Genomic DNA, 25,966 nt, shown 5'->3' on the forward strand with positions numbered 1-25,966 from the left:
TCCTAGGTCAGGACTTTGGACAGGAACGCGCGGGTACGGTCGTGGCGTGGGGCGTCGAGGACCTGCGCGGGAGGGCCCTGCTCGACCACGCGTCCGGCGTCGAGGAAGACGACGGTGTCGGCGGCCTCGCGGGCGAAGCCGATCTCGTGGGTGACGACGACCATCGTGGTGCCGGTGCGGGCCAGGCCCCGCATGACGTCGAGGACCTCGCCGACCAGCTCGGGGTCGAGCGCGGACGTGGGCTCGTCGAAGAGCACGAGCTTCGGGTCGAGGGCCAGCGCGCGGGCGATCGCCACGCGTTGCTGCTGCCCACCGGACAACTGCCGCGGGTAGGCGCTCGCCTTGTCGGCCAGCCCTACGCGATCGAGCAGCTCACGGGCGTACCCATGAGCCTCGGATGGTGATCTGCGAAGCGCGGCGATCGGGGCCTCGGCGATGTTCTCGAGGGCGGTGAGGTGGGGGAAGAGGTTGAAGTTCTGGAAGACGAAGCCGATGCCGGCGCGCTGGCGCAGGATGTGCCGCTCGCTCAGCTCGTGGAGCCGGTCACCGCTCTGGCGGTATCCGATGAGTTCGCCGTCGACCCGGACCTGCCCGCTGTCGACCTTCTCCAGGTGGTTCACGCAGCGCAGCAGCGTCGACTTGCCCGAGCCGGACGGGCCGAGCACAACGGTGACGCTGCCCGTTTCAGCGGTGAGGTCGATGCCGTGCAGCACCTCCTGCGTCCCGAAGTGCTTGTGGACCCCGCGGACCTCGAGCATCGGGTGACTCATTTCGTCACCGCCGCTCGGAGCCGTTGCCACGGGGTGGGCGGCAGGGTTCTCAGGGCGCCGCGGGCGAAGCGGCGTTCCACGTAGTACTGCAGGATCGACAGGACCGCTGTCAGGACGACGTACCAGACGGTGGCGACCATCAACAGCGGCACCACGCGGCCGCTGCGTCCGTAGACGACCTGGACCTGGTAGAACAGTTCGCCGATGGCCAGCACGTACACCACCGATGTGCCCTTGAGCAGGTTGACGAGTTCGTTCGCGGCGGCGGGCAGGATGGCCCGCATCGCCTGGGGGAGCAGGATGCGGCGGAACTGCCGGCCGCGGGGGATGCCGAGCGCGGCGGCGGCCTCACGCTGTCCCTGGTCGACCGAGATGATGCCGGCGCGCACGATCTCCCCGGCGTACGCGGCCTCGTGCAGCGCGAGCCCCAGCAGCGCGGCACCGAACGAGCTGACCAGGTGCAACGTCTCGACCTCGGCGAACCCGGGCCCGAACGGGACGCCGAACTGCAGCGTGTCGTAGAGGTAACCGAGGTTGGCCCAGAACAACAGTTGCACGATCAGCGGCACCGACCGGAAGACCCAGGTGTAGGTCCAGCTGACGGCGTGCAGCACCGGGTTGGGCGACAGTCGCATCGCAGCGAGCACGATGCCGCCGAGGAAGCCGAGCACGGCCCCCGCGACGGTGAGCTCGAGCGTGACCAGCAGGGCGTTCAGCACGGACTTCTCGAAGAAGTACCCGGCGAACGTCGGCCAGTCCCAGCCCGGGTTGGTGACCAGCCCGTGGGCCAGCTGGGCGAGCAGGACCAGCACCACGGCCGTGGCCACCCAGCGCCACGGATGCCGGGCGGCGACGACCTGCGGAGCTCTGTCAGCGGTGCGCGGGCGGGATGAGGACAGCAGTGTCACGGGGCGCCTCCGGCAATCCAAGGTTGCCGATGACGCTATGTGGCCGCCGAATATCCCTCAATACCTATCTGTGTTATAGGTTTTACGAGGTGGTTACACGCTCGTACGGGATCTTCTCCCCGGCCTCGACCGCCACCGGCAGATGGTTCTCCCGGGGAGGCAGAGGGCAGGTCGCATGATCGGTGTACGCGCAGACGAGGTTGGTCGCCCGGTTGAAGTCGAGCACCACCGTGCCGTCCCCGGCGGGCGCGTCGATGGCCAGGCTCCGATTCGCCGCGTACGTCGTGACCCCGGACGTCTCGTCCACGAACAGCGCGAACAACGCCCCCGGCGTCTGCCCGTTGAACACCGTCAGCGCGAGCGCCACACCCCCGGCCTCGAACTCCACCCGCCCCGGCGACTCGTACACGTGCTCCAGCCCCTCAACCGCCGCCCCGACGGTGACGTCCCGCGGCTGCTCGAACGGCACATAACGCCCGGTCAACTGCCACTTCTCCGTCGGCTCGTACGCCGGCACGCCCTTGAACCGCACCCGCAACGGATTCTCCGGATGCCGCGGCCGGACGATGTCGAACCCGCCCCGCCTGGCCACCTCGATCACGGCATCCCCGGCTCCGGCATCGATCCCGCTGCGCTCACCGAGCACCCCGAAGCCGTACCGCCCGGTCACGGTCGCCCGTCCACGGTCAGGGTCTCGCCGCCGGCCAGCTCAACCACGGGACCGTCCGGGCCGGTGCTCCACGACCCCGGCGCGTCGGGGAAGCGCTGCGGCGTCGCGTTCAGGAAGTTCAGGCTCGTGATGGCCAGAAACCCGTGCGGATCGGCAAGCTGCCGCTCATGCCCGGCATGCCACTGCGCCCACTGCTGCTCAATCTCACTCATGCCCCGAGCCTATGCCTACTTCGCCGATAGGAGATAGAGCGGAACTGTCTCAGCGCCGCGTACTACCTTGCCTCCGATCAGAGCAGCTACACCACCGGCTTCGAGCTGGTTGCCGATGGTGGGGTCACCGCGATCTGATCGGGGTGAGCTGCTGGCAGGCCGGTGGCCCGGCCCGGGTGTCCGGGCCGGGCCAGGTCGGGGGGTCAGCTGGAGAGTGACGTGGTGTAGAGGAGGCGGTTGGGGGAGCCGCTGCCGGGGCTGGTGACGACGCCGGTGGTGGCGGCGGCGACGATGGCGGCGTTGACGGTGGTGACCGATGCTCCGGGGTGGGCGGCGAGGTAGAGGGCGGCGGCGCCCGCGACGTGCGGGGACGAGAACGAGGTGCCGCTGCCGGTGTAGGTGGCGGTGTTGCTGGTGCGCCAGGCGGAGGTGATGTCGACGCCGGGGGCGAAGAGGTCCAGGACGGAGCCGTAGTTGGACCAGGAGGCCTTGGCGTCGGTGCGGCTGGTGGCGCCGACGGTCAGCGCTTCGGTGACGCGGGCGGGGGACGTGGTGCTGGCGTTGACGCCGGAGTTGCCCGCGGCGATCGCGTAGGGGATGCCGGCCGCGATCGAACGGCGGACCGCGGCGTCCAGGGTGGTGCTGGTGCCGCCGCCGAGGCTGAGGTTCGCGACGGACGTGCCGCGGGCGGCGTTCGCGGTCACCCAGTCGATGCCGGCGATGACCCCGGCGGTGGTGCCGGAGCCGTTGTTGTCGAGCACCCGGACGCCGACGACGTTGGCGCTCTTCGCGATGCCGTACGTGCTGCCCACCGCGACCCCGGCGACGAACGTGCCGTGACCGTTGCCGTCCTGCGCGACGTTGTCCCCGTCGACGGCGTCGTAGCCGTAGGAAGCCCGCCCGCCGAAGTCCTGGTGGGTGATCGTGATGCCGGTGTCGATGACGTAGACGGTGACGCCACTGCTCGGGCCGTACGTGTACGTCCCGCTCAGCGGTAGCGCCCGCTGGTCCGAGCGGTCCAGGCCCCACGGCGCCGACGTCTGCGTGTCGGCGATCCGCACGATCTGGTCGGCCTCGACGGAGGCCACGGCCGGGTCGGCGGCGAGCCGGGCGGCCTGGCGTGCACTGAGGTGGGCGGTGTAACCCTCGACGGCATGCCCGAAGACCTTGCCGACCCTGCCGCCGTAACGACTGGTGAGCCGTTGCGCGACGGCATTGTCGGCCTGGGTGCCGTCCTTGAGCGTGACGAGGTACGAGCCGTCGATCGCGGTCGCGCTGCCGGCGTGCTCGACGGTCCCGGTCGGCTCGGCGGCGAGGGCCGGGGTGGCGGCGGCGAGGGCGAGAGCCGTGCCGGCGAGGGCGGCCGCGGCACGGGTGACACTGGAGCGGATCATCGGTCCTCCTGGATCTGCGGCGTCGCGGTGACGCCTGAGGAAGACGCTAGGGACGAACTTTGTATTGACGGTCAACGATGGCCGAGACCCTTGATACGACTCCGGCACAAGCTTGTTGCGCCCGTTAACCGAAGCTCTCACCGAACGCTGTGTCCAGCGGCTTTCCGGTCAGCGGCGCGACGAACAGGTCTTTGAGGAACAGGTCAGCGGCATGGACCGGGTTGAGCCCCGATTCCTTGCGGGCAAGGGCCTGCGACAAGCCGCCGAGTTTCGTGGCGGCGCGGACGACGCCGGCCGGCAGAGGCCGGACCCGGCGGCTGTGCCCGGTTGCCGCGGCGATCCGCGCGATCATGTCGTGCCAGGTGAGATTCTCGTCCGCCACGGGAATGTCCGCGCCGCTCGCCTTCTCGACCGCGTCAGCGGCGAACTCGGCGACGCTGCGCGCGGACACCACGGCGGTCCCGCCGGCCGGTGCGACCAGCGGTGCGCGGGACCTCGCCCACCGGTCCAGCTGCCCGACCCAGTTGGGCAACCGGTCCCCGGCCCGCCCGACGACGAAAGGCAACTCCAGCACGGCAACGGGCAGCTCAGGCCCGGCTGCCACGCGAGCTTCCCGCGCCTGCTCCACCCGGCACCGTACGTACATGTGTCTGCCCGCGAGATCCCACTCAGGCCGCACCCGCTGGAAGTACGTGTAGTACGAGCCCATGATGACCCCGCCGCTCAGCCCCTCGTCACGGGCCGCCGCGAACAGCCGTACCAGGGGATCCACGAGGTTGCTCCGGAAAGCCGGATAGATCGGCTTGGGCAGCGCCTGCTGCTCATCGGTTCGCGCGGCGTAAACCACAGCGTCGTGCCCCTGAAGCACTTCCCGCAGCTCACGCTGCGTGGCAACTTCACAATCCAGGACCCGATCAACCCCATCCCGCACCGTACGCGCGACGCTGGTCACCCCGTGCCCCCGCTCGCGGAGCACGTCCACCACATGCGCGCCGATCAGCCCGCTCCCACCCACCACAAGAATCCGCACGCCGCATCCTCCACGGTGGAGCATGCCGCTTGTCAAGAAGCGCGGACGACCGCGGTGAAGGCGACGCTGAGCATGCCTGCCCGGGTGTTGACGTGGTAGCGGCTGCGGCCTCGTTTGACGATCGTGCCGGTGAGGTCGGCGTACTTGCCGGTGCTGGTGAGGCGGACCCGGTCGCCGACGCGGAGCTGGGCGGGGATCGGCGCGGGGGCGGAGCGGGCGGCCTGGATGCGGGACAGTTCGGCGTCGTAGCGGGGGTCCATGTCCGCTGGTTCGCCGCGGTAGGTCCAGGTGTACAGCGCGGCGACCGTGAATACGCGGGAGCAGTGGGTGCAGGATTTGACGCGGATCGGGCGGCGGTGGGCCGTGGTGCGGTGACCTGCCGCACAGGTGCCCACCCAGGGGCCCTCGACCTGGGGTGCGTCGGCGGGCATGCACCTTTTGCCGGAGCAGCCGATGCGTTTGGCGGTGGTCTGCCAGACGCGGTCGTGGCCGTGGCGGGGGCCGACGAGGGCGTGGGCGATCTCGTGCAGCACCGTCTCGGTGACCTGGTCCTCGGAGTAGAGGCGCATGAGGGTGCGGGACAGGCTGATCTCCTGGCGGCCCGAGTGGCACGAGCCGGCCCGGGTCTTGGCGTTGTCGAACACCAGCCGCCATCCCGGGAGCCTGTGCTGGGCCATCAGGCCCGCTGCCAGCTCCCGTGCTTCCGTGAGATCCAACCCCGTGCTCCCCGTCGTCCCGCCTGTCCGCCGGCTCCATCGTGCCACGGACCAGCTTCTACCCTGTGTACGCCTCCAGCGCGCTCACCTGCCCGGCCGGCCACCCGGTGTTCGCGGTGACGGTGACCCGCAGGTAGCGCACCGGCACCGGGCTGACCGGGATCGTGACGCTGTTCGCTCCGGAGGGGGCGAAGGTGTACCCGGCCGCGGCGGCCAGCGTGGTGAAGCCGGAGCCGTCGGTGCTGCCATGCACCGAGAGCGTCTGGGTGCGGGCACCCCAGGACGCGGGGAGACGCAGGACGATCCGGTTGAGCGTCACCGCCGTTCCCAGGTCGGTCTGGAGCCACTGGGGGAAGGCGTTGTTGCTGCTCTCCCAGTAGGTGTCCGGGTCGGCGTCGGTGGCGTTGACGCTGCTGTAGCCCTGGGTGTGGCTGCTCTCCGAGGTCGGCCGGCCCCGGGCGAGGTCCGTGGTCACGGGCGGCGGGGTCGTGAGGGCAGGCTGCGTCGGGCGTACATCGGTCAGGGGGATCTGGCCTTTGAGCATTTTGCCGCCGTCGGTGGTGATGCGCAGGTAGTAGTCGGCCGAGCAGGCTGTGCCGTCCTCGTCGAGCGCGCGGATGCCGCTGCCGGCCGGCACGAACGCCGCGGTCTCGGCTGTCTTGGCGATCTGGTTGCCCTCGTTGAACTCGTCGAACATCGACACGTAGAGGCCCTGGGAGCCGAGCCGGATCATGTTGTAGAGGCTGCGCCAGTAGTAGTCGCCGTGCCGCCGGTCGCCCCACTGCAGGTCGCCGGGGAGCACACAGGGCAGGTAGTCGATGCCGTGGGCCTGGCAGTCCTGATAGTCACCCACATTCGCGTTCGCGTAGTACGAGTCGAGGTCGGCGGTGGTCCGGGCGCGGCCGACCATCCAGGGCGAGATCGCGTGGAAGGCGTGGTACGCGTCGGTGAACCCGGGCCGCGAGTCGTTGATGCCCTGTCGCCACCAGGTCGGCACGCCGCCGATGAGGTAGACGTCCTGCGCCTTGAACCAGGTGATCACGTCGAGGGCCTGCGCGGGGGTGAACGGGCGGGCGTCGTCGGCGAACCCGAAGCCCCACACGCACACGACCGGCTTGCCGTTCTGCCTCGCGTAGGCCGGTGACGCGGTCAGGGCGGACATCTTCGCCGACCAGTCCGCCTTGAGCTCGGACTGCATGGCCGTCCAGCCCGTCACGTCGTACATCACATAGAACTTGCGACCGGTGGCCTCGGCCGCCGCACGGACCTTGGCCGCCATGGCGTCGCGGGTCGGGCCCTCGTCGCCGGTGGGGTTGAAGCGCTGCAGGGCGGCGGTGTCGATGCCATAGGTGCGCATCCAGCCGAAATGCGTGTTCACGGTCTGCGCGTCGTAGGACGAGAACAGCTGCGCGGGCTGTCCGTTGCCCAGATTCGCGTACGCGGTGGGGTAGGCGTGGTCGAACTCGCGCACGTCCGGCCAGGACTCGATCGTGGTGTTGGCGGGCGACGGGGGCTGGAAGCGGTCGCGGCTCCAGTGCCACCAGCCGCCGATCGGGGCGCCGTCGCCGGGGCAGGCGAACCACCCCTGGTACCCGACGGTGATCTTGCCGACGACATCGCCGGGCGGGCTCGCCGCTGCCGGGGCCTCAGCGGGCCTTTCGCCTTGTTTGAGCTGCAGGGGGAGGGCCGTGGCAGCGGCTGAGGACAGCAGGTTACGGCGGGAGAGGGGCATGGGGTCTCCTGGGTGATCCGGGGGAGGGGAGTGACCGGATCGATCGCCATCGTGACAACGCCCGACACTTTGATGCAATAGTTTGACTTAGATCTGAAACAACGCGGTAATCTGGCAGCAAGAACAGGACGACCGCCGGAGCCCGGTCGGGCGCTGGCATGATCGGGGGGTGACTACGACCATCGAACTCGGCGGCAGGACCGTCAATCGGCTCGGGTACGGCGCCATGCGCATCGTCGGCGACGGGGTGTGGGGGCCGCCCAGGGATCATGACGCGGCGATCCGGGTGCTGCGTCGCTCGGTGGAGCTGGGCGTGACGTTCATCGACACCGCGGACTCGTACGGTCCGTTCTATTCCGAAGATCTCATCCGCGAGGCCCTGCACGACGGCAGCGGGTACGGCGACGTCGTCATCGCGACCAAGGGCGGCTTCACGCGTACGGGTCCGAACCGGTGGACGGCGGTGGGGCGGGCTGCGTACCTGCGGCAGTGCATCCTGATGTCGTTGCGGCGGCTCGGGGTCGAGCGGATCGACCTGTGGCAGCTGCACCGCATCGACCCCGAGACGCCGCGCGAGGAGCAGTTCGGCGAGATCAAGGCGTTCGTCGACGAGGGGCTGGCCGGCCAGATCGGGCTCTCCGAGGTCAGCGTCGAGGACGTTCAGGCAGCTCAGGCCGCCGGTCTGCGGATCGCGTCGGTGCAGAACCGCTACAACCTGGGCGACCGCCGGGCCGAGGAACTGCTCGATTTCTGTACGCGCGAGAGCATCGCGTTCATCCCCTGGGCCCCGGTCGACGCGGGCACCCTCGCCCGGCCCGGCGGCCCGCTCGAGGACGTCGCGAAGCAGCACGGCGGCGCCTCCACGTCCCAGCTCGCGCTCGCCTGGCTGCTGCGTCGCTCGCCGATCATGGTGCCGATCCCGGGTACGTCGTCCGTCGCCCACCTGGAGGACAACATGGGCGCCGAGGGCATCGAGCTCACCGACGCGGAGTTCCAGCTGCTCTCCGACGCCGCCTGACCGCTCCGGGTCTCAGTTGTTCTCGGCCACTGCCTGACCCACGCCGGGTGTCAGTCGCTCTCGGCCACTGCCTGACCCGCTCCGGGTTTTAGCCGCGGAGCCCGGCGCGGGACAGCTCCGGGTGCGCGTGCGCTACGCCGGGGTCGGCCCGACCGACCTCGCCATCCGGGCCGGGCACCTCGACGCCGTGTTCCCGGCTCCGTCCGGGACCGTGCTCGGCTTCGAGGCCGCCGGGGTCGTCGACGCCGTGGGCGCGGGCGTGACCGGTGTCGGTGCCGGCGACGAGGTGGCGGTGTTCCTGCCTCGCCTCGGGGGTTACGCCGAGCTGGTCCTCGCCGACCACTGGGCGCGCAAACCCGAGTCGGTCGCCTGGACCGACGCGGCTGCCGTTCCCGCGTCGGGGGAGGCAGCGGTGCGCGTGCTGGGGCAGCTCGGGGTGACCTCCGGGTAGACGCTGGTCCTGCTCGGCGGTGCGGGCTCGGTCGGCCGGATCGCCATCCAGCTGGCCGTGGCCCGCGGTGTCACCGTCGTTGCCGCGGTCCGCGCCGGCGACTTCGCTGCCGTGCGTGAGCTGGGCGCGGTGCCGGTCGACTATGCCCAGCCGCTGGTGGACGCCGTGGGCGCGGTCACCGCGCGGGTCGACGCCGTGTTCGACGCCTTGGGGCGCAGCGACCTGGCCGCCGCGGTCAAGCTCGCCGGTGGCGCCGAGCGGGTCATCACCCTCTCCGACCCGCGCGGCCCGCAGCTGGGCGTGACGCTGTCCAACGTGGTCCCTTCGGGGGTCGCGGCCGCGCTGGCCGAGGTGCTGGGGCTGCTGGGCGCGGGTGCGCTCACGTTGCAGCCGCAGACCGTGCTGCCGCTGGCCGACGCCGCCGTCGCGCACGCCCGCCTGGAGAGGGGCGAGCTGCGCACCAAGGTTCTGCTGGAGATCTGACCGGCCGCCCGTCTAGGCTCGGGTCGCGGGCCTCGGCCCTCGGGTCCTCGGGGGAGGGGCGTGGCGGGTGGGTGCTGTGGTTCGGCGCGTCCGGGCGTACGCGGGGCACATCGGGTTGCTGGCCGTGCTCGCGTTCATGGCGGCGCTGCTGATCGGCGGCCTGCCGCGGCTGGCCAACCACTACACCGACCAGGGCCTGCACGGCGATCTGGCGCGGCTGCCCTGGCAGACCGCAGACTTGATGTACGCCGCCCGCCCGGCGCTCGTCGACACGCTCGAACCCCGCGCCGGCGACGGGGAGCTGGCCCGGATCGGGGCGGGAATGCCGGCGCCGATCCCGCAGCTGACCGAGGGGCGCTGGTTCACCGCCGATGTGGACGTGCCCGGGGTTGGCCTGTCCGGCGCGGCGCCGTACGACGGGTTCTGCAAGCCGTCGCTGCGGGTGCGGTACCAGAGCGGCGCCGCGGACGCCGTGCGCGTGATCGACGGCCGGTTGCCCGCGTCCACGACGGTGACCGAGACGATGGTCTCCGTGGAGTCGGCCCGGCTGGCGGGGCTGCGGGTCGGCTCGACGGTGCTCGCGTCGGGAGCGGGCGGGGCGCCGGCCACCGTACGCGTGGTCGGCGTCTTCGAACCCCGCGATCCGGCCGCGCCGTTCTGGGCCGGGCACGAACCCGAGCGGCTCATCTGCCCCGAGCCCGAGAACGACCGCATGACCTGGCACGCCACCATCCTCACCGACGTGCCGGGGGTGACGCTGGCGGGACGGACCACGGGCCTGCTCGCGTACCAGTGGCGTTACCGGCTCGCCACCCGGGACCTGAGCGCCTCCGGGGTCGACCCGCTGGTCACCGCCGTGGTGAACGCGCGCCGCAGCCCGCCGCGGGAGAACGTGCTCCTCCGGACGGGGGTGGATGCCGCTCTCGGCGGGTTCACGGAGCGGGAGCGTGCCGCCGGGGCTACCGGGTCGGTCGCCCGGACGGGCCTGCTGGCCACGACGCTCGGGCTGCTCGTGCTCGCCGCGACCGTGATGGCCGGGCGGCGCCGGGAGGAATCCGCGCTGCTGGGAGCCCGTGGCGCCGCCGGGTGGACGATCGCGGTGCGGGTTCTCGCGGAGCTCGCCCTCGTGGTGCCCGCGGCGGTCCTGGCCGGGTGGTACGCGTCGACATGGCTTCCCGGGCGGGCCGGCACCGACGGGCCTCTACTCCTCGCCGTGCTGGCCGTCGCGTTCGGAGTTCCCGCCGTATGCGTGGCCGCGCAGACCGGAGTCCCGTGGGCCGGGGCCGGGGCCGGGTCTGGGGCTGGGGCTCGGGCCGGGGCTGGGGCTGGGCCCGGGCTTGGTGCCGGGAGGGCTGGGGCTGCGGGGTCTGGGTTTGCGGGGTTTGGGATTTCGGGTTCTGGGGCCGCACTGCCCGGGGCGGCGTGGGTGGCGGTGCGGGTGTTTGTGGTGGGGCTGGCCGCGCTGGGGGTGGTGTTGCTGCGGCGGCGGGGGTTGCCTCAGGAGGGGGATCCGTTCCTGGCTGTCGTGCCGGTGCTGCTGGGTGCGGCGGTGGCGTTGGTCGTGGTTCAGGTGTTGCCGGGGGTGCTGCGGGTGGCGGGGCGGTTGTCCGGGCGTACCCGTGGGATTGTGGTGTTTCTGGGTCTTGCTCGTGCCGGGCGTGCGGCGTCGCTGTCGGTGGGGCCCGTCGCCGTGCTGATCGTCGCGACCGCGACCGGGGTGTTCACCGCCGCTGTGAACGCGACGATCGGCGATGCCCGGGACAGGGCCACCGATCAGAGCGTCGCGGCGGACGCGGAGGTGACCGGGTTCTCGTTCGCGCCCGGCACCGAGCGCCGGCTGACCGCGGTGCCCGGCGTCGACGCGGCCGTGCCGATGCTGCTGTATTCCGGCGCGCCCATCATCGCAGCCTCCGGCCGCACGTTGCAGGCCCAGCAACTGGTCGTCGACGGTGCCGCAGCCGACCAGGTCCTGCGCGGCGGCGGGCACCTGCCCGCGGCGCTGTCCGCCGGACCCGGTGCAGACTCGATCCCCGCAGTGGTCTCCCCAGACGTCGCCGCCGAGGTAGGCCCAGGTGGTGTCATCCAGGTCCAGGCCCGACGGTACGCCTTCCACGTCGCCGCCGTCGTCCCGTCCCTCCCCGGCCTCGACGTCGGCACCCGTCGCTTCGTCGCCCTGTCCTGGCAGGCCGTCCCCGCCCCGGACCACTCACCCCTGATCCCGACGCGCTACCTCATCCGCGGCACGGGCTTCGCGACGGAGGCGTTGCGCGTGGCGGCCGACGCCGGTCAGCGTGAGTACTACCTGGGCGTGCTGCAACGGCAGAGCGACGCCCGCATCACGTCGATCTCCGACACACAGCTGCCCCGCCGGGCCACGGTGACGACGTGGCAGCAACATCGCAGTGCGCTCGAGGACACCAGCGTCAATGGCGTGCTCACGTTCGTGTTCGTCGCCGGCGCCGCAGGATCGGCGGTGCTGGCCCTGCTCGCGGTGGGTCTCCAGGTGCTCGCCGGCGCACCCGCCCGCGGCCTGGCGCTGTCCCGCCTGCGCACCCTCGGCCTGTCCGGTCGCCAAGGCCGCGCAGTCCTGTGCGTCGACCTGCTGCCGTCGATGGCCGCCGCGTTCGTCGCGGGCGCGGCCATGGGCTGGCTGCTGCCCGTGCTGATCGGCCCGGCCCTCGGCCTCGACGCGTTCACCGCTGGAATGCCGGCGCGCGCCAGCGCTGATCTGTCGCTGCTGGCCCAGACGTTCGGGCTGCTCACCGCAGGAATGCTCGTCGCGGTATCGGTAGAGACCCTGGCACACCGCCGAATGCGGCTCGGCAGCCTGCTCCGCCTCTGAGTGCGACTCGGTCTCTGAGTGCGACTCGGTCTCTGAGCCCACCTCCGTCTCTGAGTGCGACTCGGTCTCTGAGTGCGACTCCGTCGCTGAGCCCACCGCCGCCTCCGAGCGCGACTCAGTCTGTGAGTCCGGCGAAGCCGCTGGTGGTGGTGAGCCTTCGTGCCCTGTTCATCCCGGCGTCGCTCGCGCGGCGGCGCCGGTCCCTATTCTCCGCCAGGTCAATCAGTCACGGGAGGAATGTTGATCTCACGGGGAATTCTCGCGGTCGTACTGGCAAGCACCGCCGGTGCGGCTCTGGCCGCGCCTGCTCTGGCCGCGCCGGGTTGGGCCGCGCCGGAACCGTCCACTTCGGCCTCGGCTGGGCCGTCCGGCTCGGCCGTGACTCCTGCCAAGCCGTCGGCCTCAGCTGCTGTCCCACCTTCGGCTTCGCCTTCCGTCTCGGGTGCGGCGGGTGCGTCGCCCACGGCTACGCGGGCGCCGCTCGGGGCGAGCTATCGGCTTGAGCCGGAGCGGGTGACGCTGGGTGCGACGGTTGAGTTGGTGCAGTTGGACAAGTGGGGTGACGACGGGTCCGGCGCCTATATGCAGGCGCACGTGAACTGGGGTGACGGGACCCCGATCGAGGATTACGGCTTCGTCTACGAGGAACACGCGAAGCCGCACAGGTACGCGAAGGCCGGCACCTATCGCGTCAGCGCGACCGTGGAGAACATCGACGGGATCGCACGGGCCACGTTCCCCGAGGGCGACACGGTGACCGTGGTCGACGCTGCCAACCCCGGCGGCGGCGATGGCGGCGACGGCGATGGTGGCGGTCTGCCCGTCACCGGTCCCGGCATCGGGGCGATCGCCGCGGTGGGTGGTGTTCTGGTGCTCGCGGGCGGGCTCATTTTCGGATTGTTGCGGCGTCGTCGCGTACGTTTCATGGGTTAGTCCTTGACGGCTCGGCAGGCCTGCTGCCCGCGGCATCCGGAGAGGTTTTTCAGGGTCGCGTGCAGCTGGGCCAGCTTTTCCGGGGGCAGCGTGCGGACGACGTTGTGCAGCTGGTCGGGGTCGGCGTTGTTGTCGTAGAACTCGCGGGCGCCGTCGCCGTACTCCGCGTAGGTGAAGGCTGCGCCCCGGATGGCCTGGTAGTCGGGCGGGTTGCCGTTGCGCCACGGCTGCTTGTCCGGGTCCGAGGGGTCGGTCGGCGGTCCGTGATGTTCGATCAGTGCCACCGAGCGCCATGCCGGGTTCTCGCCGCGCAGCAACGGCATCAGGCTAGCTCCGTCCACATCGGCCGGTGGGGTGACGCCGGCCAGCTCGTCGAAGGTCGGGCGCAGGTCGATGTTCTCGGCCGGGACGGTCACGGTCGCACCGGGAACGATGCCGGGGCCGGCCGCGATGAGCGGGACGTTGATGTCGGTGTCGAACGGCGTCTGCTTGCCGGGGTTCAGGCCGTGCTCACCCATGTGCAGGCCGTTGTCCGAGGTGAACACGACCACCGTACGGCCGGCCACGCCCGCCTTCACCAGGGTGTCCCGCAGCGCGCCGATCATGCGGTCGACGGCCTGCACAGCGCGTACCCGCTCGCGGAAGTCATGATCGATCAGCTGGATGTCCTGAACGGTCAACGGTGTGTGCCCGGCGAGCCATGGCGTCGCATCGGTGGGCAGTTTCCCGAACGACGGGCCTCGCGGCGCCTTGACCTCCTTGAACGCGGCAGCGTCGCGGGGCGCCGGGGTATACGGCAGGTGCGGCGCGTATGTCGACACCTCGACCAGGAACGGCTGCCCGGCCGCCGCTGACGAGCTGATGAACGAGGACGCCTTCCTGCTGAGCACGTCGGTCAGATAGTCCCCGGGCTTTGTGCCGTAGTGCCGGATCCGGCCGTCCTCCAGCAGGTCGTAGTTGAACTCGGTGTACGCGTCCCCGCCCGCCGCCCACGTCGACCAGCCCGGCGCGATGTGCTTCGACTTGGGGAAGTATCCGTTGATGTACTTGCCGAGGAACGCCGTACGATAGCCCGCCTGCCGCAGATCGGTGGCGAACGTGGAGTTGCCGTTGCCGAGCCGCTGGAAGGTCGCGAACCCGCCGTCCGGGCCGGTGTTCGTGAAGACCCCCGTGTTGTGCGGATACTTCCCGGTGAGGATCGACGTCCGCGACGGGCAGCACAGCGAGTCGGTCACCGTGTAATCCGTGAACGAGGTGCCCTGCGCGGCGAGCTCCCGCACGTGCGGCATGTATTCCACCAGGTTCATCGCCAGATCGTCGACGAGCACAAAAACGACGTTGGCCCTCGTGGCGACCACGGCCGGCGGCGCCGAGCTCGGGGGCGGGGCCAGCGCTGTCCTGTCCGGCTCGCAACCGGCCAGGCACACGAGCAGCAGCATCGAGGTCAGGAGCTTCCACACCGCGCGCACCCTACTGGGCCACATCAGCGGCAGGTGGCGGCGAAAGGAACGCAGGATGACCAGTGAGCCAGGGATAGGATCGGCCGTGATGATCACCGCCGACGGATTTCCGCTCGCCGTGCAGGTCAGCGGTCGTGACACCGGCCCCGTCCTGCTGCTGCTCGCCGGTCAGGCCAACTCGCATGCCTGGTGGGACGGGCTGCGGGCGACGTTCGAGGACCGCTACCGGGTGGTGACGTTCGACTACCGGGGGACCGGGGGCAGCCGTGGCGCGGTCGGTGAGTGGTCGACGGCGAGTTTCGCGGGCGATGCGGCGTACGTGCTGACTGCGCTCGGTATCGGCAGTGCGACGGTCTACGGCACGTCGATGGGCGGGCGGGTCGCGCAGGTGCTCGCGGCGGCGTACCCGCAGCTTGTGGAGCGGTTGATCCTGGCCTGCACCTCGCCGGGCGGCCCGCACGCGCAGGAACGCACGCCCGGGGTGCGCCGCCGGCTCGCCACGCCCGACCGTGCCGAGCGCCGCCGGATCCTGCACGAGCTGTTCTACACCGATGCCTGGCCGCAGGACCCCGGCGACAGTCACCTGCTCGGCGATCCGACGATGACCGCCGCCGAGAGCCGTGCCCACCTGCGCGCCAGCGATCGTCACGACGCCTGGGACCTGCTGCCGCGCATCGCCGCGCCCACCCTGGTCCTGCACGGCGACGACGACCTCATGGTCCCGACCGCGAACGCTGCGCTGATCGCCGGCCGGATCCCGGGGGCGACGCTGCACCTGCATCCCGGCGGGCGGCACGGCTTCTTCGAGGAGTTCGCGCTCGAGTTGACGCCGGTGCTGGACAATTTTCTCCACTAGCATCGACAGGCATCGAGGTGATGCCCCATGTCCTCATCGTCCGGAGGAGCACGGTTCCCACGGCTGTCGCTCGGCGTCGTCGCCGATGTGGTCGGCCTGATCCTCGCCGTCGTGACGGTGGTGTCGTTCCTCGTCGGCCGGGGCGGCTGGCTGCTCGGGCTCAGCAGCGCGGTGCTCGTCGCGGGATGCGCCGGCCTGGTCCTCTGCTGGCGCCGCGGGCGTTCCGTGCCGGCCGCGGTGGCCGCCCTGCTCCTCGTGCTCGGTGCCGGCGGCGCGGGCGCGGCTCTCGCCCGGTCGGAGCCTGCCGGCCCGCCGGTCGTGGACCTGCGGTTCAGCCCGCAGCCGGACCCGGTGCCCTACTGCCATTCCTATCCGGGTACGGGCACAGTCCCCGACGGCTACCAACTGCTCATCTTCGACCGGGGCGCCACCGGGCCGTACTACTTCCACGGCGTCGCCGAGACGACCAGCCGGGGCTGGCGGGCCCGCGACGTCGGCATCGGCCTGGAACCGACCGCCGCCGAGCCGCAGAAGGACAGAGGTGCGGAGATCAGCCTCTACGCCCAGCTGGTCACCGACGAGACCGCCCGGGTCCTGCGCGACCGCGACAACATCACGATCTTCCCGGAAAACCCCGGCAACCAGTGGCTGTTACGCGACCTGCCGGGCCGCACAGCCGACACCCTTCCCCTGGTACGCGCTGCCGGGCCCGGCGACTGCACTCCGGCCTAGCACTGCTATTTGGTGGCACAATCCGGTTCGTGAATCTTCAGGACGCGCTCGACTCTGAGGCAGGTCTGCTTCGCGCAGCCGCGGGCACCTCCACCGCCGGCTCTCGGCAGTTCGCCGCGCGTGGTGTGCCGACGGAGTCGTCGTTCCGGATCGCGTCGCTGACGAAGACGTTCACGTCCGCCGCGCTGGTGCTGACGATGCGCGAGCAGAACATCCCGCTGAACGTCCCGGCGATCAGCCTGCTCCCTCAACTCGCACCTGACTGGCAGGCCGATCGCGGGCTCGCCGTCGACCAGATCCTCGGCCAGGTCTCCGGGCTGCGCGAATCCGTGGACGCGTCCACCGTCGCGCCCCTGACCCTCACCGAAGCGGCCCGGCTCGTGGTGCGGGCGGGCAACGAGCGCGACCCGGGGGCCCGCTGGTCGTACTACAACGGCAACTATTTCCTGGCCGGCACGATCCTCGCCGCCCTCACCGGCGCCGACTACGAAACGGCGCTGCGGCGCACACTGCTCGATCCGTGGAAGCTCACACAGACCACGTTCGCCGCGCCGCACGAATACCCGCCTGCGCGTCGTCCCAGCGGCGGGCTGTGGTCGTCCGTCCCGGATCTGCTCACCCTCGGCGAACACCTGATCGGCGACCGGTCACTGCTCCAGGAGACCCGCACTCCCCGGACAAACCCCGACGATCCGATGACGTACGGCCTGGGCTGGGCAATCGGCCCCTCAGCCCAGCTGTACCTCAACGGCCGCCTACCCGGATACCGCGCCGCGATGCTCCTCGTGCCCGACCGCGCCTACGCGAGCGTCATCCTGACCGACAACGAGAACGCCCTCCCCGCCGCGGCGCGCGTTCTCAGCGCGGCCCAGCGTTCCTTGACCGGCGACGACCTCGCGGCGGACATCGACCGTTTCGCTGCTTGAGGGCGCGCTGGCCTGGGGCGCGCTGGCCTGGGGCGCGCTGGCCTGGGGCGGGCTGCTTGAGGGCGGGCTGCTTGAGGGCGGGCTGCTTGGGGGTGCGCTGTTTGGGCCCGCGCTGCCTGGGGTGCGCGGTCTGGGGGGCGCGCTGCCTGGGGTGCGCGGTCTGGGGCGGCGGTTTGAGGATCAGGCGTTGTCGGCGGGGCCGAGCAGGGCCTTGTGGAGGGCCGTTGGGGGGAGGCGGCTCAGGGGGCGGGCGGCGAGCCACGCTGCGCCGGCTGCGGGGTCCCTGCTGGTGGTGGGGATCAGTCCGCGTTCGTGCAGGATCGCGAGCACGCCGTCGCGGATCGGGGTGTCACCGGTCAGGAGTCCGCCGGCCAGCACCACCGGCCCGTCCATGCCGAGGTCGTCGAGGGTGCGGACCAGGTGCGTGACCGCCTCGCGGACGATCGCCGTCGCGTGCGGGTCGGCTGAGCGGGCCGCCGCGCAGACCAGTGGTGCCAGGTCGCCGATCTCGCCCAGGGGCAGCGCCTGCGCCCAGTAGACCATCTCGTCCGCCGTGGACACCCCGGCCTGCGCGGCGACCCGCGTGGCGAACGGCGCCGACCAGTTCCGTACCGCGCTGCGGACCGCCTGCAGGCCCAGCCAGCGACCGGAGCCCTCGTCGCCGAGGAGCCAGCCCAGACCGTCCGAGGTGCGTTCGACGGCGTCCGCGCGCACGGAGGCGGCGATCGCGCCGGTGCCCGCGATGAGGACGGCCCCGGACGCCGCCGGGCTTCCCGCCGCGAACGCCGTGACCACGTCGCCGACGACGGTGACGGGCCCGGGGACACCGAGGGCGGCCAGCGCGGGTGCGAAGTGCGCGGCGGTCGCCGGTCCGGCGATACCGAGCGTCGCCGCGGCGATCACCGTGGGGGAGCGGCCCCCGAGCGCGTCCCGAACGGCGGCGGTGACCGAGGCGGCCGCATTCCGGGCACCGGCGGTCAGCGGGTTCCCCGGCCCGGACCGTCCACGCCCGACGACCACGCCGTCCACCGTCGCGACCACGGCAGTCGAAGCGGTACCGCCCGCGTCGACGCCCACCACGTACCCCATGGTCCCGTCCTTCATGGCCCGTCCTTCATGGCCTGTCTTTCATGGCCTGTCTTTCATGGCGTAGATCGAAACATAGGCAAGAGTTATTGACTAGGTCACTTGCTGGTCGTAATTTTCATCAACAACAGCGGACGGCGAAAAGGATGACCACTGTGCGGCAATATCGCTATCTCGCAGCAGCAGCCCTGAGTACCGCCGCGATCCTGACCCTGAGTGCGTGCAGCAGTGGGTCCGGGTCCACCGCGGGTGGCGGCAAGTCGCCCACGGTGGTCCCCAGCACGCGGGGTGAGGGGAAGACGCTCACCGTCTGGGTGATGGACGGCGACTACACCGATGCGACCCTGAGCGCGATCAACACGAAGTTCACGGCGGCGACCGGTGCCAAGGTCGACGTGCAGGTTCAGCAGTGGGACGGCATCACCACGAAGATCAGCACGGCGCTGTCCACCACCGGCACCCCGGACGTGCTCGACCTGGGCAACACGCAGGTGCCCGGGTTCGCGGCGAACGGCGGGCTGCTCGATCTCACGGCGTACCAGGATGATCTGAAGCAGGGCCGGACCTGGCTGGCCGGGCTGGCGGACCCGGCGACGGTGGACGGATCGCTTTACGCCGTGCCGGGCTTCGCCGGGGCGCGCGCGGTCATCTACAACAAGAAGACGTGGGCGGCGGCCGGCATCACGCAGGCGCCGACGACGTACGCCGAGCTCACCGCCGCGCTGGACACGATCAAGGCAGCGAACCCGGCCGCGGACTTCTCGCCGTTCTACCTGCCCGGCCAGTACTGGTTCGCCGGCCTGCAGTTCATCTGGGACGCCGGCGGCGAGATCGCCAACAACGACGGCGGCACGTGGAAGGGCGCGTTCGCCGCCGACGCGGGGCAGAAGGGGCTGGCGGAGTTCAGGACGTTCCAGAACGCGTACTCCACGCCGGCCTCGCAGACCCTCGACACGCTCGTGCCCGACCAGACCCAGCTCTTCGCCGACGGCAAGACCTCGGCCGTGCTCGCGACCAGCGGCTCGATCGGCCTGATCCAGAAGGCCAACCCCAAGATCACCACCGCAGATCTGGGTACGTTCCCCTTCCCCGGAACGTCGGGCAAGAACCAGCCGGTGATGCTCGGTGGCTCCGACTGGGGCATCGCCACCAAGAGCGACGCCCACGACCTGGCCCTGCAGTGGACGAAGATCGCCGCCAGCCCCGCAGTGCAGGACAAGAACGTGTTCGGCAACGACGGCTGGATCCCCAACAGCACCGAGGGCATCCAGGCCGCGCAGCCCAGCCTCAACGAACAGCAACAGGGCTTCTTCGCCGCCGCCCTGACCTCCAAGGCGACCCCCGCCGCGGCGCAGTGGCCGACAATCGAGGGCGACAAGAGCATCAACCAGGTCTTCTCCGCCGTCGCCTCCGGCGCCAAGACCCCCGCCGACGCCGGCAAGGAGTTCGACGCCCACCTCGGCACCACCCTCGCCGCCGGTCGATGACGGTCACGCACAAACGGCGGGACCGGGCTCCGTGGCGGGGGCGGGCTCCGATGCGTGACATGGTTCCACGGTTGGGGCGGGGTCCACGGCGGAAGCGGGCATTACGGCGGGAGCGGGGTTCACGGCGGGATTGGGCTCCGTTGTGGCTGCTGAGCCCGGCGGGACTGGTGCTCGCCGTGGTGACGCTGGCCCCGATCGGGTTCCTGGTCTTCACCTCGTTCACCGACTACAACCAGCGGACACTGTTCACCGGCGTGTATTCGGGCGTCGGGTTCGCGCAGTACTCCGAACTGCTGGGCAGCGGCGCTTTCTGGGTCTCGTTACTGCGTACCGTCATCTTCACCGTGGCGATGGTGGCCGGTAGCGTCCTGATCGGCATGGGGGTGTCACACCTGCTCACCCGGCTGGGCCGGGCATGGCGCTACACGGTGACCGTGGTGCTGATCGTGGCGTGGGCGATGCCGAACGTGGCATCGTCGCTGGTGTGGAACTGGATGTTCCAGCCCGGGTACGGCGTCATCAACTGGCTCCTCGGCCAGCTCCGGATTTTCGGAGACACCGCCGGGCTGAACTGGGCACAGGACCCGGCTCTCGCGTACGTCTCCATCTGGCTCTTGATCGTCTGGCAGGCGGTCCCGTTCATCGCCCTGACCCTCAACGCCGCCGAGACCCAGGTGCCGCCCGAGTATCAGGAGGCCGCCCGCCTGGACGGCGCCGGTGAGCTCGCCGTCTACCGCATGATCACATTGCAGCACCTGCGGCCCACGCTCCTGCTGGTCACGATCCTGTCGGTGATCTGGGACTACAACGTCTTCAACCAGATCTGGCTGGTCTCGCGCGGCGGCCCCGGCGACGCCACATCCACACTCGGCGTCTTCACCTACAAGACCGCGTTCGTCGGCTTCCGCATCGGCCAGGGCGCGGCGATCTCGGTCGTCACCACCCTGCTGCTGCTGGGCCTGACCGCGTTCTACATCCGCAACTTGCTCAAGTCGGGGGAGGACCTGTGAGCAGCTCGGGACAGATAGGCGGGTCTGGACAGCGGGGCGGGTCTGGACAGCGGGGCGAGTCTGGGCAGCGGGGCGAGTCTGGGCAGCGGGGCGGGTCTGGGCAGCGGGGCGGGTCTGGGCAACGGGGTGGGTCTGGGCGGCGGGGTGAGTCTGGGCGGCGCAATGAGCCCGGACGGATCCGTGGGTCTTGGCGGCGCAGCGTGTCTTGGCGGCGCAGCGGGTTTGGCCGGATCGGCGGGGCTGGGCGGCGCAGCGGGTTTGGCCGGATCGGCGGGGCTGGGCGGCGGAGTGGGTCCGGGCTGCGCGGCGGGTCTGGGCGGCGGTGGGGTGTGAACACGCTGGCGGCGGGCTTCTGCGTGGTGTGGATCTTCCCGGTTTATTGGATGGTCAACACGGCGTTCAAGACCCGGCCCGAGGTGATGACGCCGACGCCGCACTTCGCCCCGGCACATCCCACGCTGGACAATTTCGTCAACGCCGTCACTCAGGAGCAGTTCCTTACGAACCTGCGCAACAGCGCCATCGTGGTCGCCGCGACCGTGGTGGCGTCGATCGCGCTGGGCATCTTCGCGGCGGCGGCGCTGTCCCGCTTCCGGTTCCCCGGCCGGCGCACGATCATGGTCGTCATCCTCGCGGTGCAGATGCTGCCCGGCACCGCGCTGCTGATCCCGATGTTCGTCATGTTCAACAGCCTCAACCTGCTCGGGACCTACCTTGCGCTGGTACTCGCCTACGTGGCCACGGTCCTCCCGTTCTCGATCTGGGTGATGCGCGGCTTCTTCATCGCGATCCCGGCCGAGATCGAGGAGGCCGCACAGATCGACGGCGCGTCCACCTGGCGCGTACTCGTCAGCGTCCTGTTCCCGCTCGTCGCCCCCGGCGTCATCTCGACCAGCATCTTCGCGTTCATCGCCGCGTGGAACGACTACCTGTTCGCCTACACGTTCATGCAGGACGAGAGCCGCTACACACTGCCGGTATGGCTGGCGTCGTTCACCAACCCCGTCACCGGCACCGACTTCGGCGGGCAGATGGCAGCCTCGGTGCTGTTCTCCGTACCCGTCGTCGTCTTCTTCCTCATCGTTCAGCGCAACCTGGTCGCCGGCATGTCCGCCGGCGCAGTGAAGGGCTAGGCCCGTGATCCCCCGTCCTGTCACCACCATCCCCGGCACGGGCGAACTCGTCCTCGACCGCAGCACCACCCTCACCGCACCCGCCGAGCTGACCGCCGTCCTGACCTGGCTGCAGGGTGCCCTACGCCCGGCAACCGGCCTGCCCCTGCGCGAAACTGGCCTGCCCCTGCGCGAGGCTGGCCTGCCCCTGCGCGAGGCTGAGTTGTCTGTGGGCGAGACCAGCCTGCCGCTGCGTGAGGCTGGCCTGCCGCTGCGCGAGGCTGAGTTGTCTGTTGGCGAGACCGGTCTGCCCATGGGCGAGAGCGGGCTGGTTGAGGCGTTTCCGCGGAATCCGCAGGATTCTGGCGGGGCTACGGAATTGGCGGCCGGGTCTGCGCTGGCCACCATCACCTTGGAACTCGACACCAGCCTTGGTGCTGAGGCCTACCGGCTGCGGGTGACCCCCGAAGCCGCCACGATCAGCGCCGGTGACGCGGCCGGGGCGTTCTACGGCTGCCAGTCGCTCCTGCAGTTGTTGCCGCCGGCGATCCACCGCCGCGCGCCCGTGGCCGGGCAACGCTGGGCGCTACCCGCTGTGGAAATCCACGACGCCCCCCGGTTCGTCTGGCGCGGGGCGATGCTCGATGTCGCGCGGCACTTCATGCCCAAGCACGACGTTCTGCGGTTCATCGACCTGATGGCGCTGCACCGCCTCAACACGCTGCACTGGCACCTCACCGACGACCAGGGCTGGCGCGTCGAGATCCGCCGTTATCCCCGGCTGACCGACGTCGGCGCGTGGCGGCACGAGAGCCAGGTCGGTGCCGCACGGGACGCACCCACGGACGGCCGTCCGCACGGCGGGTTCTACACCCAGGACGACATTCGCGAGATCGTGGCGTACGCCGCTCTGCGCCACATCACCATCGTTCCCGAGATCGAGTCGCCGGGGCACGTGCAGGCCGCGCTGGCCGCGTACCCCCAGCTTGGGGTCTCTGGTCGGCAGTTGGAGGTCTTCACCCGCTGGGGCGTGAACCCGAACGTCCTCAACGTCGAGGAATCCACCGTCGACTTCTTCACCGGCGTCCTGGACGAGGTGCTGGAGCTCTTCCCGTCGCGCTACATCGGCGTCGGCGGCGACGAATGCCCCAAGGACCAGTGGCGTGCCGACCCTCGCACCCAGCAGCGGATGGCCGAGCTCGGGATCAGCACCGAGGAGGGCCTGCAGGCATGGTTCATCCGGCGCCTCGACGATCACCTGACCGCCGCGGGGCGCCGCCTGTTCGGCTGGGACGAGATTCTCGAGGGCGACGTGGCCCCGGGCGCCACCATCGCTTCCTGGCGCGGCATGACCGGCGCGGTCTCCGCCGCCCGCCGCGGCCACGACGTCGTCGCCTGCCCCGATGACCTTGTCTACCTCGACTATCGCCAGTCCGAATCGGCCGACGAACCCATCCCGGTCTCCATCCCGTTGACCGTCGAGGATGTCTACGCCTTCGACCCGGTTCCCCCGGAACTGACCCCCGCCGAGGCCCGCCACATCCTGGGCGGCCAGGCCAACATCTGGACCGAGCATGCCGACTCACCCCGCACGGTCGACTACCTGGCCTTCCCCCGCCTGTGCGCGGTCGCGGAAGCGCTGTGGAGCCCCGCCGGACGCGACTACCCCGACTTCGCCCAGCGCCTGCAGCAACACCTGGCCCGCCTCGACGCACTCGGCGTGGAGTACCGGCACGCGGACGGTCCCCGCCCCTGGCAGCGCCGCCCCGGCATCCCCGGCCGCCCCGACACCCGCGAACAGCGCGCCGCCCACATTGCACACCTCGTCTCGAACATCTGAGTACACCCCCGCGGCGTCGTGTAGCGAGCATTGAGGTGCTCGGTGGGGAGATGCCGACGTGGGGTGGTTATTGGCGTTGGTGGTAGAGGTTTCGCTGGGGTTGTTGGTTGGGGTCGATGTCAGGTGGTGGGATGAACTCGGGTCGTCGGTCGGGTCCGAGGCGGATTTGCCAGCCTGCGGTGGGGTTGTGGATGAGTTGGTGGTGCTGGCGGCAGAGTAGGGCCAGATTGTCCAGGTTGGTGGGGCCGCCGTCTGCCCAATGCCACAGGTGATGGCCGTCGGTCCATCGCGGGGGCCGATCGCACCCTGGGAAGGTGCATCCTTTGTCGCGGATGTGGAGGGTGCGGCGGATGGCTCCGGTGGCGTTACGTCGGCGGCGGCCGGCGTTGAGGATTTGGCCTTGTCCGCTGAGGATGATGGGCAGGATGCGGGCGTCGCAGGCCAGTCGCCGGGTTGTTTCGGGTGAGAGGCGTTGGCCGGTGTCGGTGGTGCCGGTGCCGAGGGTTTGGGTGAGTGGGTCGTAGGCGACGGTGACTGATAGTTGGGGTGGTTCGCCGCCGTCGATGGGGAGTTCGGTGGTGCGTAGTGCCAGGCGGCAGATGTCGGTCAGGGCATCCACGCGTTGCTGGGCGGGGGTTCGGTTGTCTTTCGGGTCGGGTTGGCACAGTGGGTGCAGGGCGGCGTGGACGATGGCGGCGTCTTCGGCGCCGAGTAGGCCGGAGATTCGGACCATGCCGTGCAGGGGCATGGACAGGGTGAGGCCGCGTCGTTGCTGGGCGCGGGCTTCCTGTCGGGTGAGGGCGGCTTGGTCGGCGTGGTCGGCGAGTTCGGGGGCGACGTGGTCGAGGATGCGTTCCCCGACGCGCCTGAGTTGGTAGGCGGGTAGTTGCCCGGCGAGGTCGATCATTGCTTGTGAGGCGTTCTGGATGATTTGGGTGCTGTCGACGGGGCCGTTGAGGCTGGCGAGGTTGTCGGGGATCGCGTGGAGAGTTGAGGCGATCACGGTGGCTTGGCGGACGTCGGCCTGACCGTCTAGGACGACCTGTTGGATGCTTGGGTCGTGTATGGCGGTGGCGTGGGTGACGAGGTCCCGGGCTGGTTGCGGGTCGAGTAGTAGCAGGGAACGCAGCCACCCTGCGGTGGAGCGATGTCCTTGCTCAGCGGGGATGCCACGGTCGGCGGCCTCCTGCACCAGTCGTGCCTGTAACACCAGCACGGCCTGTTCCGCCCGTCGCGCCAATCGCAGCGCATCGGCTAGCGAGGCGTCGGTCAGCTGCCACAGCGGGGCTGCGGCGAGGACCGCCGCGTCGTCACCGAGTTGCTGCACCTGGGCCAACATGAGCACGATTTTCGACCGGGGGTACGACATTTTTCGCCGCCGCTGAGCGACCAAGGAGATCGACATCCACCATCTGAAACCGTGGCTCAGGGAGTGGTCGTTTGGATGGCGTGGCCGTATTCCTGGGACAGGGCGGTCAGTTCGGGTTCGCCGTAATGGGTGACCAGGGCGGTGAAGGTGGCTTCTTTGCCGGGACCGAAGCGGCGGGCGGTGGTGGCGTACGTGGAGGCGGTGAGGAAGGTGGGGGGCGTTTTCTTGCTGTGGAACTTGTCGGCGTACATGACGAGTTGTTCTTCGGGGGTTCGGGGTTGGTAGTCGCCTGGGGGGAGGGGGAGGTGCTGGCGGGTGATGTCGTCCTGGGTGAGGCCGACGCCGGTGTGGCAGGAGCAGAAGCGGCAGAGTCCTTCGGGGAGGCCTTCGGTGCGGAGCATTTCGTGGCCCAGGATGCCGTGGCGGATGTAGTTGGCGTGGTCGAGGGTGCCTTCGGGGGTGTAGAGGGCGTAGACGCCGATGTCGTGCAGGAGGCAGCCGGCTCGGACCAGGGCGGGGTCGAGGTCAAGGTCGAGATTGGGGGAAGGTGCGGCGAGGAGCTGTTCGGCTATCCGGCAGACGATTTCGCAGTGGGTGAGTACCGAGGTCAGGGCTTGCGGGGTGGGGGCGAGGCGTTCGTGGAGGGCGCGGATCTCGCTGTCCGTGGGGATGTGCATCAGAGGATTTGATCAGGTGGGGGTGCCGGGGCTCGTGGTGGGCAGGGCGATGATCATGGTGAGGCCGCCGCCGGGGGTTTCTTCCGGGGTCAGGGTGCCGTGCATGGCTTCGGTCAGGCCGCGGGACAGGGCCTTCCGGGGTCTCGTCGGCGAGGCTGGACAGCTGGGCGGCGTCCGCGAGGGTTGCCACCGTGACACCGTCGACCGCGACGAACTCGGCGGCCTGCCGGTTGCCCAGCGTGATGGTGCCGG

24 protein-coding genes are annotated in these 25,966 nt (G+C 70.5%); 12 read left to right on the forward strand and 12 right to left on the reverse strand.

Annotation, left to right across the window (positions count from 1 at the left end; genetic code table 11):
• Positions 1-2: 2 nt before the first annotated feature.
• The 8 genes from Ahu01nite_RS48185 to Ahu01nite_RS48215 form a co-directional block, all read right to left on the reverse strand.
• Positions 3-770, reverse strand: a complete 768-nt coding sequence (locus Ahu01nite_RS48185) for an amino acid ABC transporter ATP-binding protein (protein ID WP_275411851.1) — start codon at positions 768-770, stop codon at positions 3-5.
• Entirely contained in the window at positions 767-1,678 is a 912-nt protein-coding gene (locus Ahu01nite_RS48190) for an amino acid ABC transporter permease (RefSeq protein WP_203843495.1), read from the reverse strand. Before Ahu01nite_RS48190 ends, Ahu01nite_RS48185 begins: the two co-directional genes overlap by 4 nt.
• 82 nt (positions 1,679-1,760) lie before the next feature.
• Complete coding sequence (locus Ahu01nite_RS48195; protein WP_239159754.1) at positions 1,761-2,348, reverse strand: DUF1684 domain-containing protein; 588 nt, start codon at positions 2,346-2,348, stop codon at positions 1,761-1,763.
• Positions 2,345-2,560 carry a hypothetical protein gene (locus tag Ahu01nite_RS51190; protein WP_239159755.1) on the reverse strand — a complete coding sequence of 72 codons (216 nt, stop codon included), beginning with the start codon at positions 2,558-2,560 and terminating at the stop codon, positions 2,345-2,347. The genes Ahu01nite_RS48195 and Ahu01nite_RS51190 overlap by 4 nt, the downstream gene beginning before the upstream one ends.
• 203 nt (positions 2,561-2,763) lie before the next feature.
• Positions 2,764-3,954, reverse strand: coding sequence for a S8 family peptidase (locus Ahu01nite_RS48200; RefSeq protein ID WP_203843496.1), 1,191 nt, complete (start codon positions 3,952-3,954; stop codon positions 2,764-2,766).
• A 124-nt stretch (positions 3,955-4,078) separates the two neighbouring features.
• Positions 4,079-4,984: an NAD-dependent epimerase/dehydratase family protein gene (locus tag Ahu01nite_RS48205; RefSeq protein ID WP_203843497.1), complete on the reverse strand. Its 906-nt coding sequence runs from the start codon at positions 4,982-4,984 to the stop codon at positions 4,079-4,081.
• Between the two features lie 32 nt (positions 4,985-5,016).
• Positions 5,017-5,700, reverse strand: coding sequence for a SprT-like domain-containing protein (locus tag Ahu01nite_RS48210; RefSeq protein WP_203843498.1), 684 nt, complete (start codon positions 5,698-5,700; stop codon positions 5,017-5,019).
• Between the two features lie 58 nt (positions 5,701-5,758).
• Positions 5,759-7,432, reverse strand: coding sequence for a glycoside hydrolase family 99 protein (locus Ahu01nite_RS48215; protein WP_203843499.1), 1,674 nt, complete (start codon positions 7,430-7,432; stop codon positions 5,759-5,761).
• A 169-nt stretch (positions 7,433-7,601) separates the two neighbouring features.
• Here Ahu01nite_RS48215 and Ahu01nite_RS48220 point away from each other — a divergent pair, with 169 nt between their 5' ends.
• The 5 genes from Ahu01nite_RS48220 to Ahu01nite_RS48240 all read left to right on the forward strand — a co-directional run bounded on the left by Ahu01nite_RS48220 (position 7,602) and on the right by Ahu01nite_RS48240 (position 13,159).
• On the forward strand, positions 7,602-8,450 hold the full coding sequence (locus tag Ahu01nite_RS48220) for an aldo/keto reductase (protein ID WP_275411852.1): 849 nt from the start codon (positions 7,602-7,604) through the stop codon (positions 8,448-8,450).
• Positions 8,451-8,517: 67 nt separating this feature from the next.
• Entirely contained in the window at positions 8,518-8,901 is a 384-nt protein-coding gene (locus Ahu01nite_RS48225; RefSeq protein ID WP_438874879.1) for an alcohol dehydrogenase catalytic domain-containing protein, read from the forward strand.
• A gap of 57 nt (positions 8,902-8,958) precedes the next feature.
• Complete coding sequence (locus Ahu01nite_RS48230; RefSeq protein WP_203843501.1) at positions 8,959-9,384, forward strand: zinc-binding dehydrogenase; 426 nt, start codon at positions 8,959-8,961, stop codon at positions 9,382-9,384.
• 67 nt (positions 9,385-9,451) lie between these two features.
• Positions 9,452-12,226: an amino acid adenylation domain-containing protein gene (locus tag Ahu01nite_RS48235; RefSeq protein WP_203843502.1), complete on the forward strand. Its 2,775-nt coding sequence runs from the start codon at positions 9,452-9,454 to the stop codon at positions 12,224-12,226.
• A gap of 540 nt (positions 12,227-12,766) precedes the next feature.
• Positions 12,767-13,159: a PKD domain-containing protein gene (locus Ahu01nite_RS48240; protein WP_203843503.1), complete on the forward strand. Its 393-nt coding sequence runs from the start codon at positions 12,767-12,769 to the stop codon at positions 13,157-13,159.
• Here the strand turns inward: Ahu01nite_RS48240 and Ahu01nite_RS48245 are convergent.
• Positions 13,156-14,619: a sulfatase family protein gene (locus Ahu01nite_RS48245; RefSeq protein WP_239159756.1), complete on the reverse strand. Its 1,464-nt coding sequence runs from the start codon at positions 14,617-14,619 to the stop codon at positions 13,156-13,158. The two genes, Ahu01nite_RS48240 and Ahu01nite_RS48245, sit on opposite strands and share 4 nt — an antisense overlap.
• 88 nt (positions 14,620-14,707) lie before the next feature.
• Between Ahu01nite_RS48245 and Ahu01nite_RS48250 the strand changes: the two genes are divergently transcribed.
• Genes Ahu01nite_RS48250 through Ahu01nite_RS48260 form a run of 3 tightly spaced genes read left to right on the forward strand, consistent with a single transcriptional unit; the run spans position 14,708 to position 17,133 of the window.
• Positions 14,708-15,475, forward strand: a complete 768-nt coding sequence (locus Ahu01nite_RS48250; protein WP_239159757.1) for an alpha/beta fold hydrolase — start codon at positions 14,708-14,710, stop codon at positions 15,473-15,475.
• A gap of 27 nt (positions 15,476-15,502) precedes the next feature.
• Positions 15,503-16,207, forward strand: coding sequence for a hypothetical protein (locus tag Ahu01nite_RS48255; RefSeq protein WP_203843506.1), 705 nt, complete (start codon positions 15,503-15,505; stop codon positions 16,205-16,207).
• A 29-nt stretch (positions 16,208-16,236) separates the two neighbouring features.
• Positions 16,237-17,133 carry a serine hydrolase domain-containing protein gene (locus Ahu01nite_RS48260; RefSeq protein WP_203843507.1) on the forward strand — a complete coding sequence of 299 codons (897 nt, stop codon included), beginning with the start codon at positions 16,237-16,239 and terminating at the stop codon, positions 17,131-17,133.
• A gap of 180 nt (positions 17,134-17,313) precedes the next feature.
• On the opposite strand, the gene Ahu01nite_RS48265 is transcribed toward Ahu01nite_RS48260, so the two are convergent.
• Positions 17,314-18,237, reverse strand: coding sequence for an N-acetylglucosamine kinase (locus Ahu01nite_RS48265; RefSeq protein WP_239159758.1), 924 nt, complete (start codon positions 18,235-18,237; stop codon positions 17,314-17,316).
• A 128-nt stretch (positions 18,238-18,365) separates the two neighbouring features.
• Here Ahu01nite_RS48265 and Ahu01nite_RS48270 point away from each other — a divergent pair, with 128 nt between their 5' ends.
• The 4 genes from Ahu01nite_RS48270 to Ahu01nite_RS48285 all read left to right on the forward strand — a co-directional run bounded on the left by Ahu01nite_RS48270 (position 18,366) and on the right by Ahu01nite_RS48285 (position 23,668).
• Entirely contained in the window at positions 18,366-19,706 is a 1,341-nt protein-coding gene (locus tag Ahu01nite_RS48270) for an extracellular solute-binding protein (RefSeq protein WP_239159759.1), read from the forward strand.
• A 140-nt stretch (positions 19,707-19,846) separates the two neighbouring features.
• Entirely contained in the window at positions 19,847-20,716 is an 870-nt protein-coding gene (locus Ahu01nite_RS48275; protein WP_239159760.1) for a carbohydrate ABC transporter permease, read from the forward strand.
• A 329-nt stretch (positions 20,717-21,045) separates the two neighbouring features.
• On the forward strand, positions 21,046-21,849 hold the full coding sequence (locus tag Ahu01nite_RS48280; RefSeq protein WP_239159761.1) for a carbohydrate ABC transporter permease: 804 nt from the start codon (positions 21,046-21,048) through the stop codon (positions 21,847-21,849).
• A gap of 4 nt (positions 21,850-21,853) precedes the next feature.
• Positions 21,854-23,668: a beta-N-acetylhexosaminidase gene (locus Ahu01nite_RS48285; RefSeq protein WP_203843509.1), complete on the forward strand. Its 1,815-nt coding sequence runs from the start codon at positions 21,854-21,856 to the stop codon at positions 23,666-23,668.
• Positions 23,669-23,735: 67 nt separating this feature from the next.
• Here Ahu01nite_RS48285 and Ahu01nite_RS48290 read toward each other — a convergent pair whose 3' ends face one another.
• Positions 23,736-25,007 carry an HNH endonuclease signature motif containing protein gene (locus Ahu01nite_RS48290; RefSeq protein WP_203843510.1) on the reverse strand — a complete coding sequence of 424 codons (1,272 nt, stop codon included), beginning with the start codon at positions 25,005-25,007 and terminating at the stop codon, positions 23,736-23,738.
• 86 nt (positions 25,008-25,093) lie between these two features.
• A complete protein-coding gene (locus Ahu01nite_RS48295) occupies positions 25,094-25,714 on the reverse strand; it encodes an HD domain-containing protein (protein ID WP_203843511.1) in 621 nt (206 codons plus the stop codon).
• Positions 25,715-25,966 lie beyond the last annotated feature (252 nt).

The organism is Winogradskya humida, assembly GCF_016862215.1.
Taxonomy (GTDB): domain Bacteria; phylum Actinomycetota; class Actinomycetes; order Mycobacteriales; family Micromonosporaceae; genus Actinoplanes; species Actinoplanes humidus.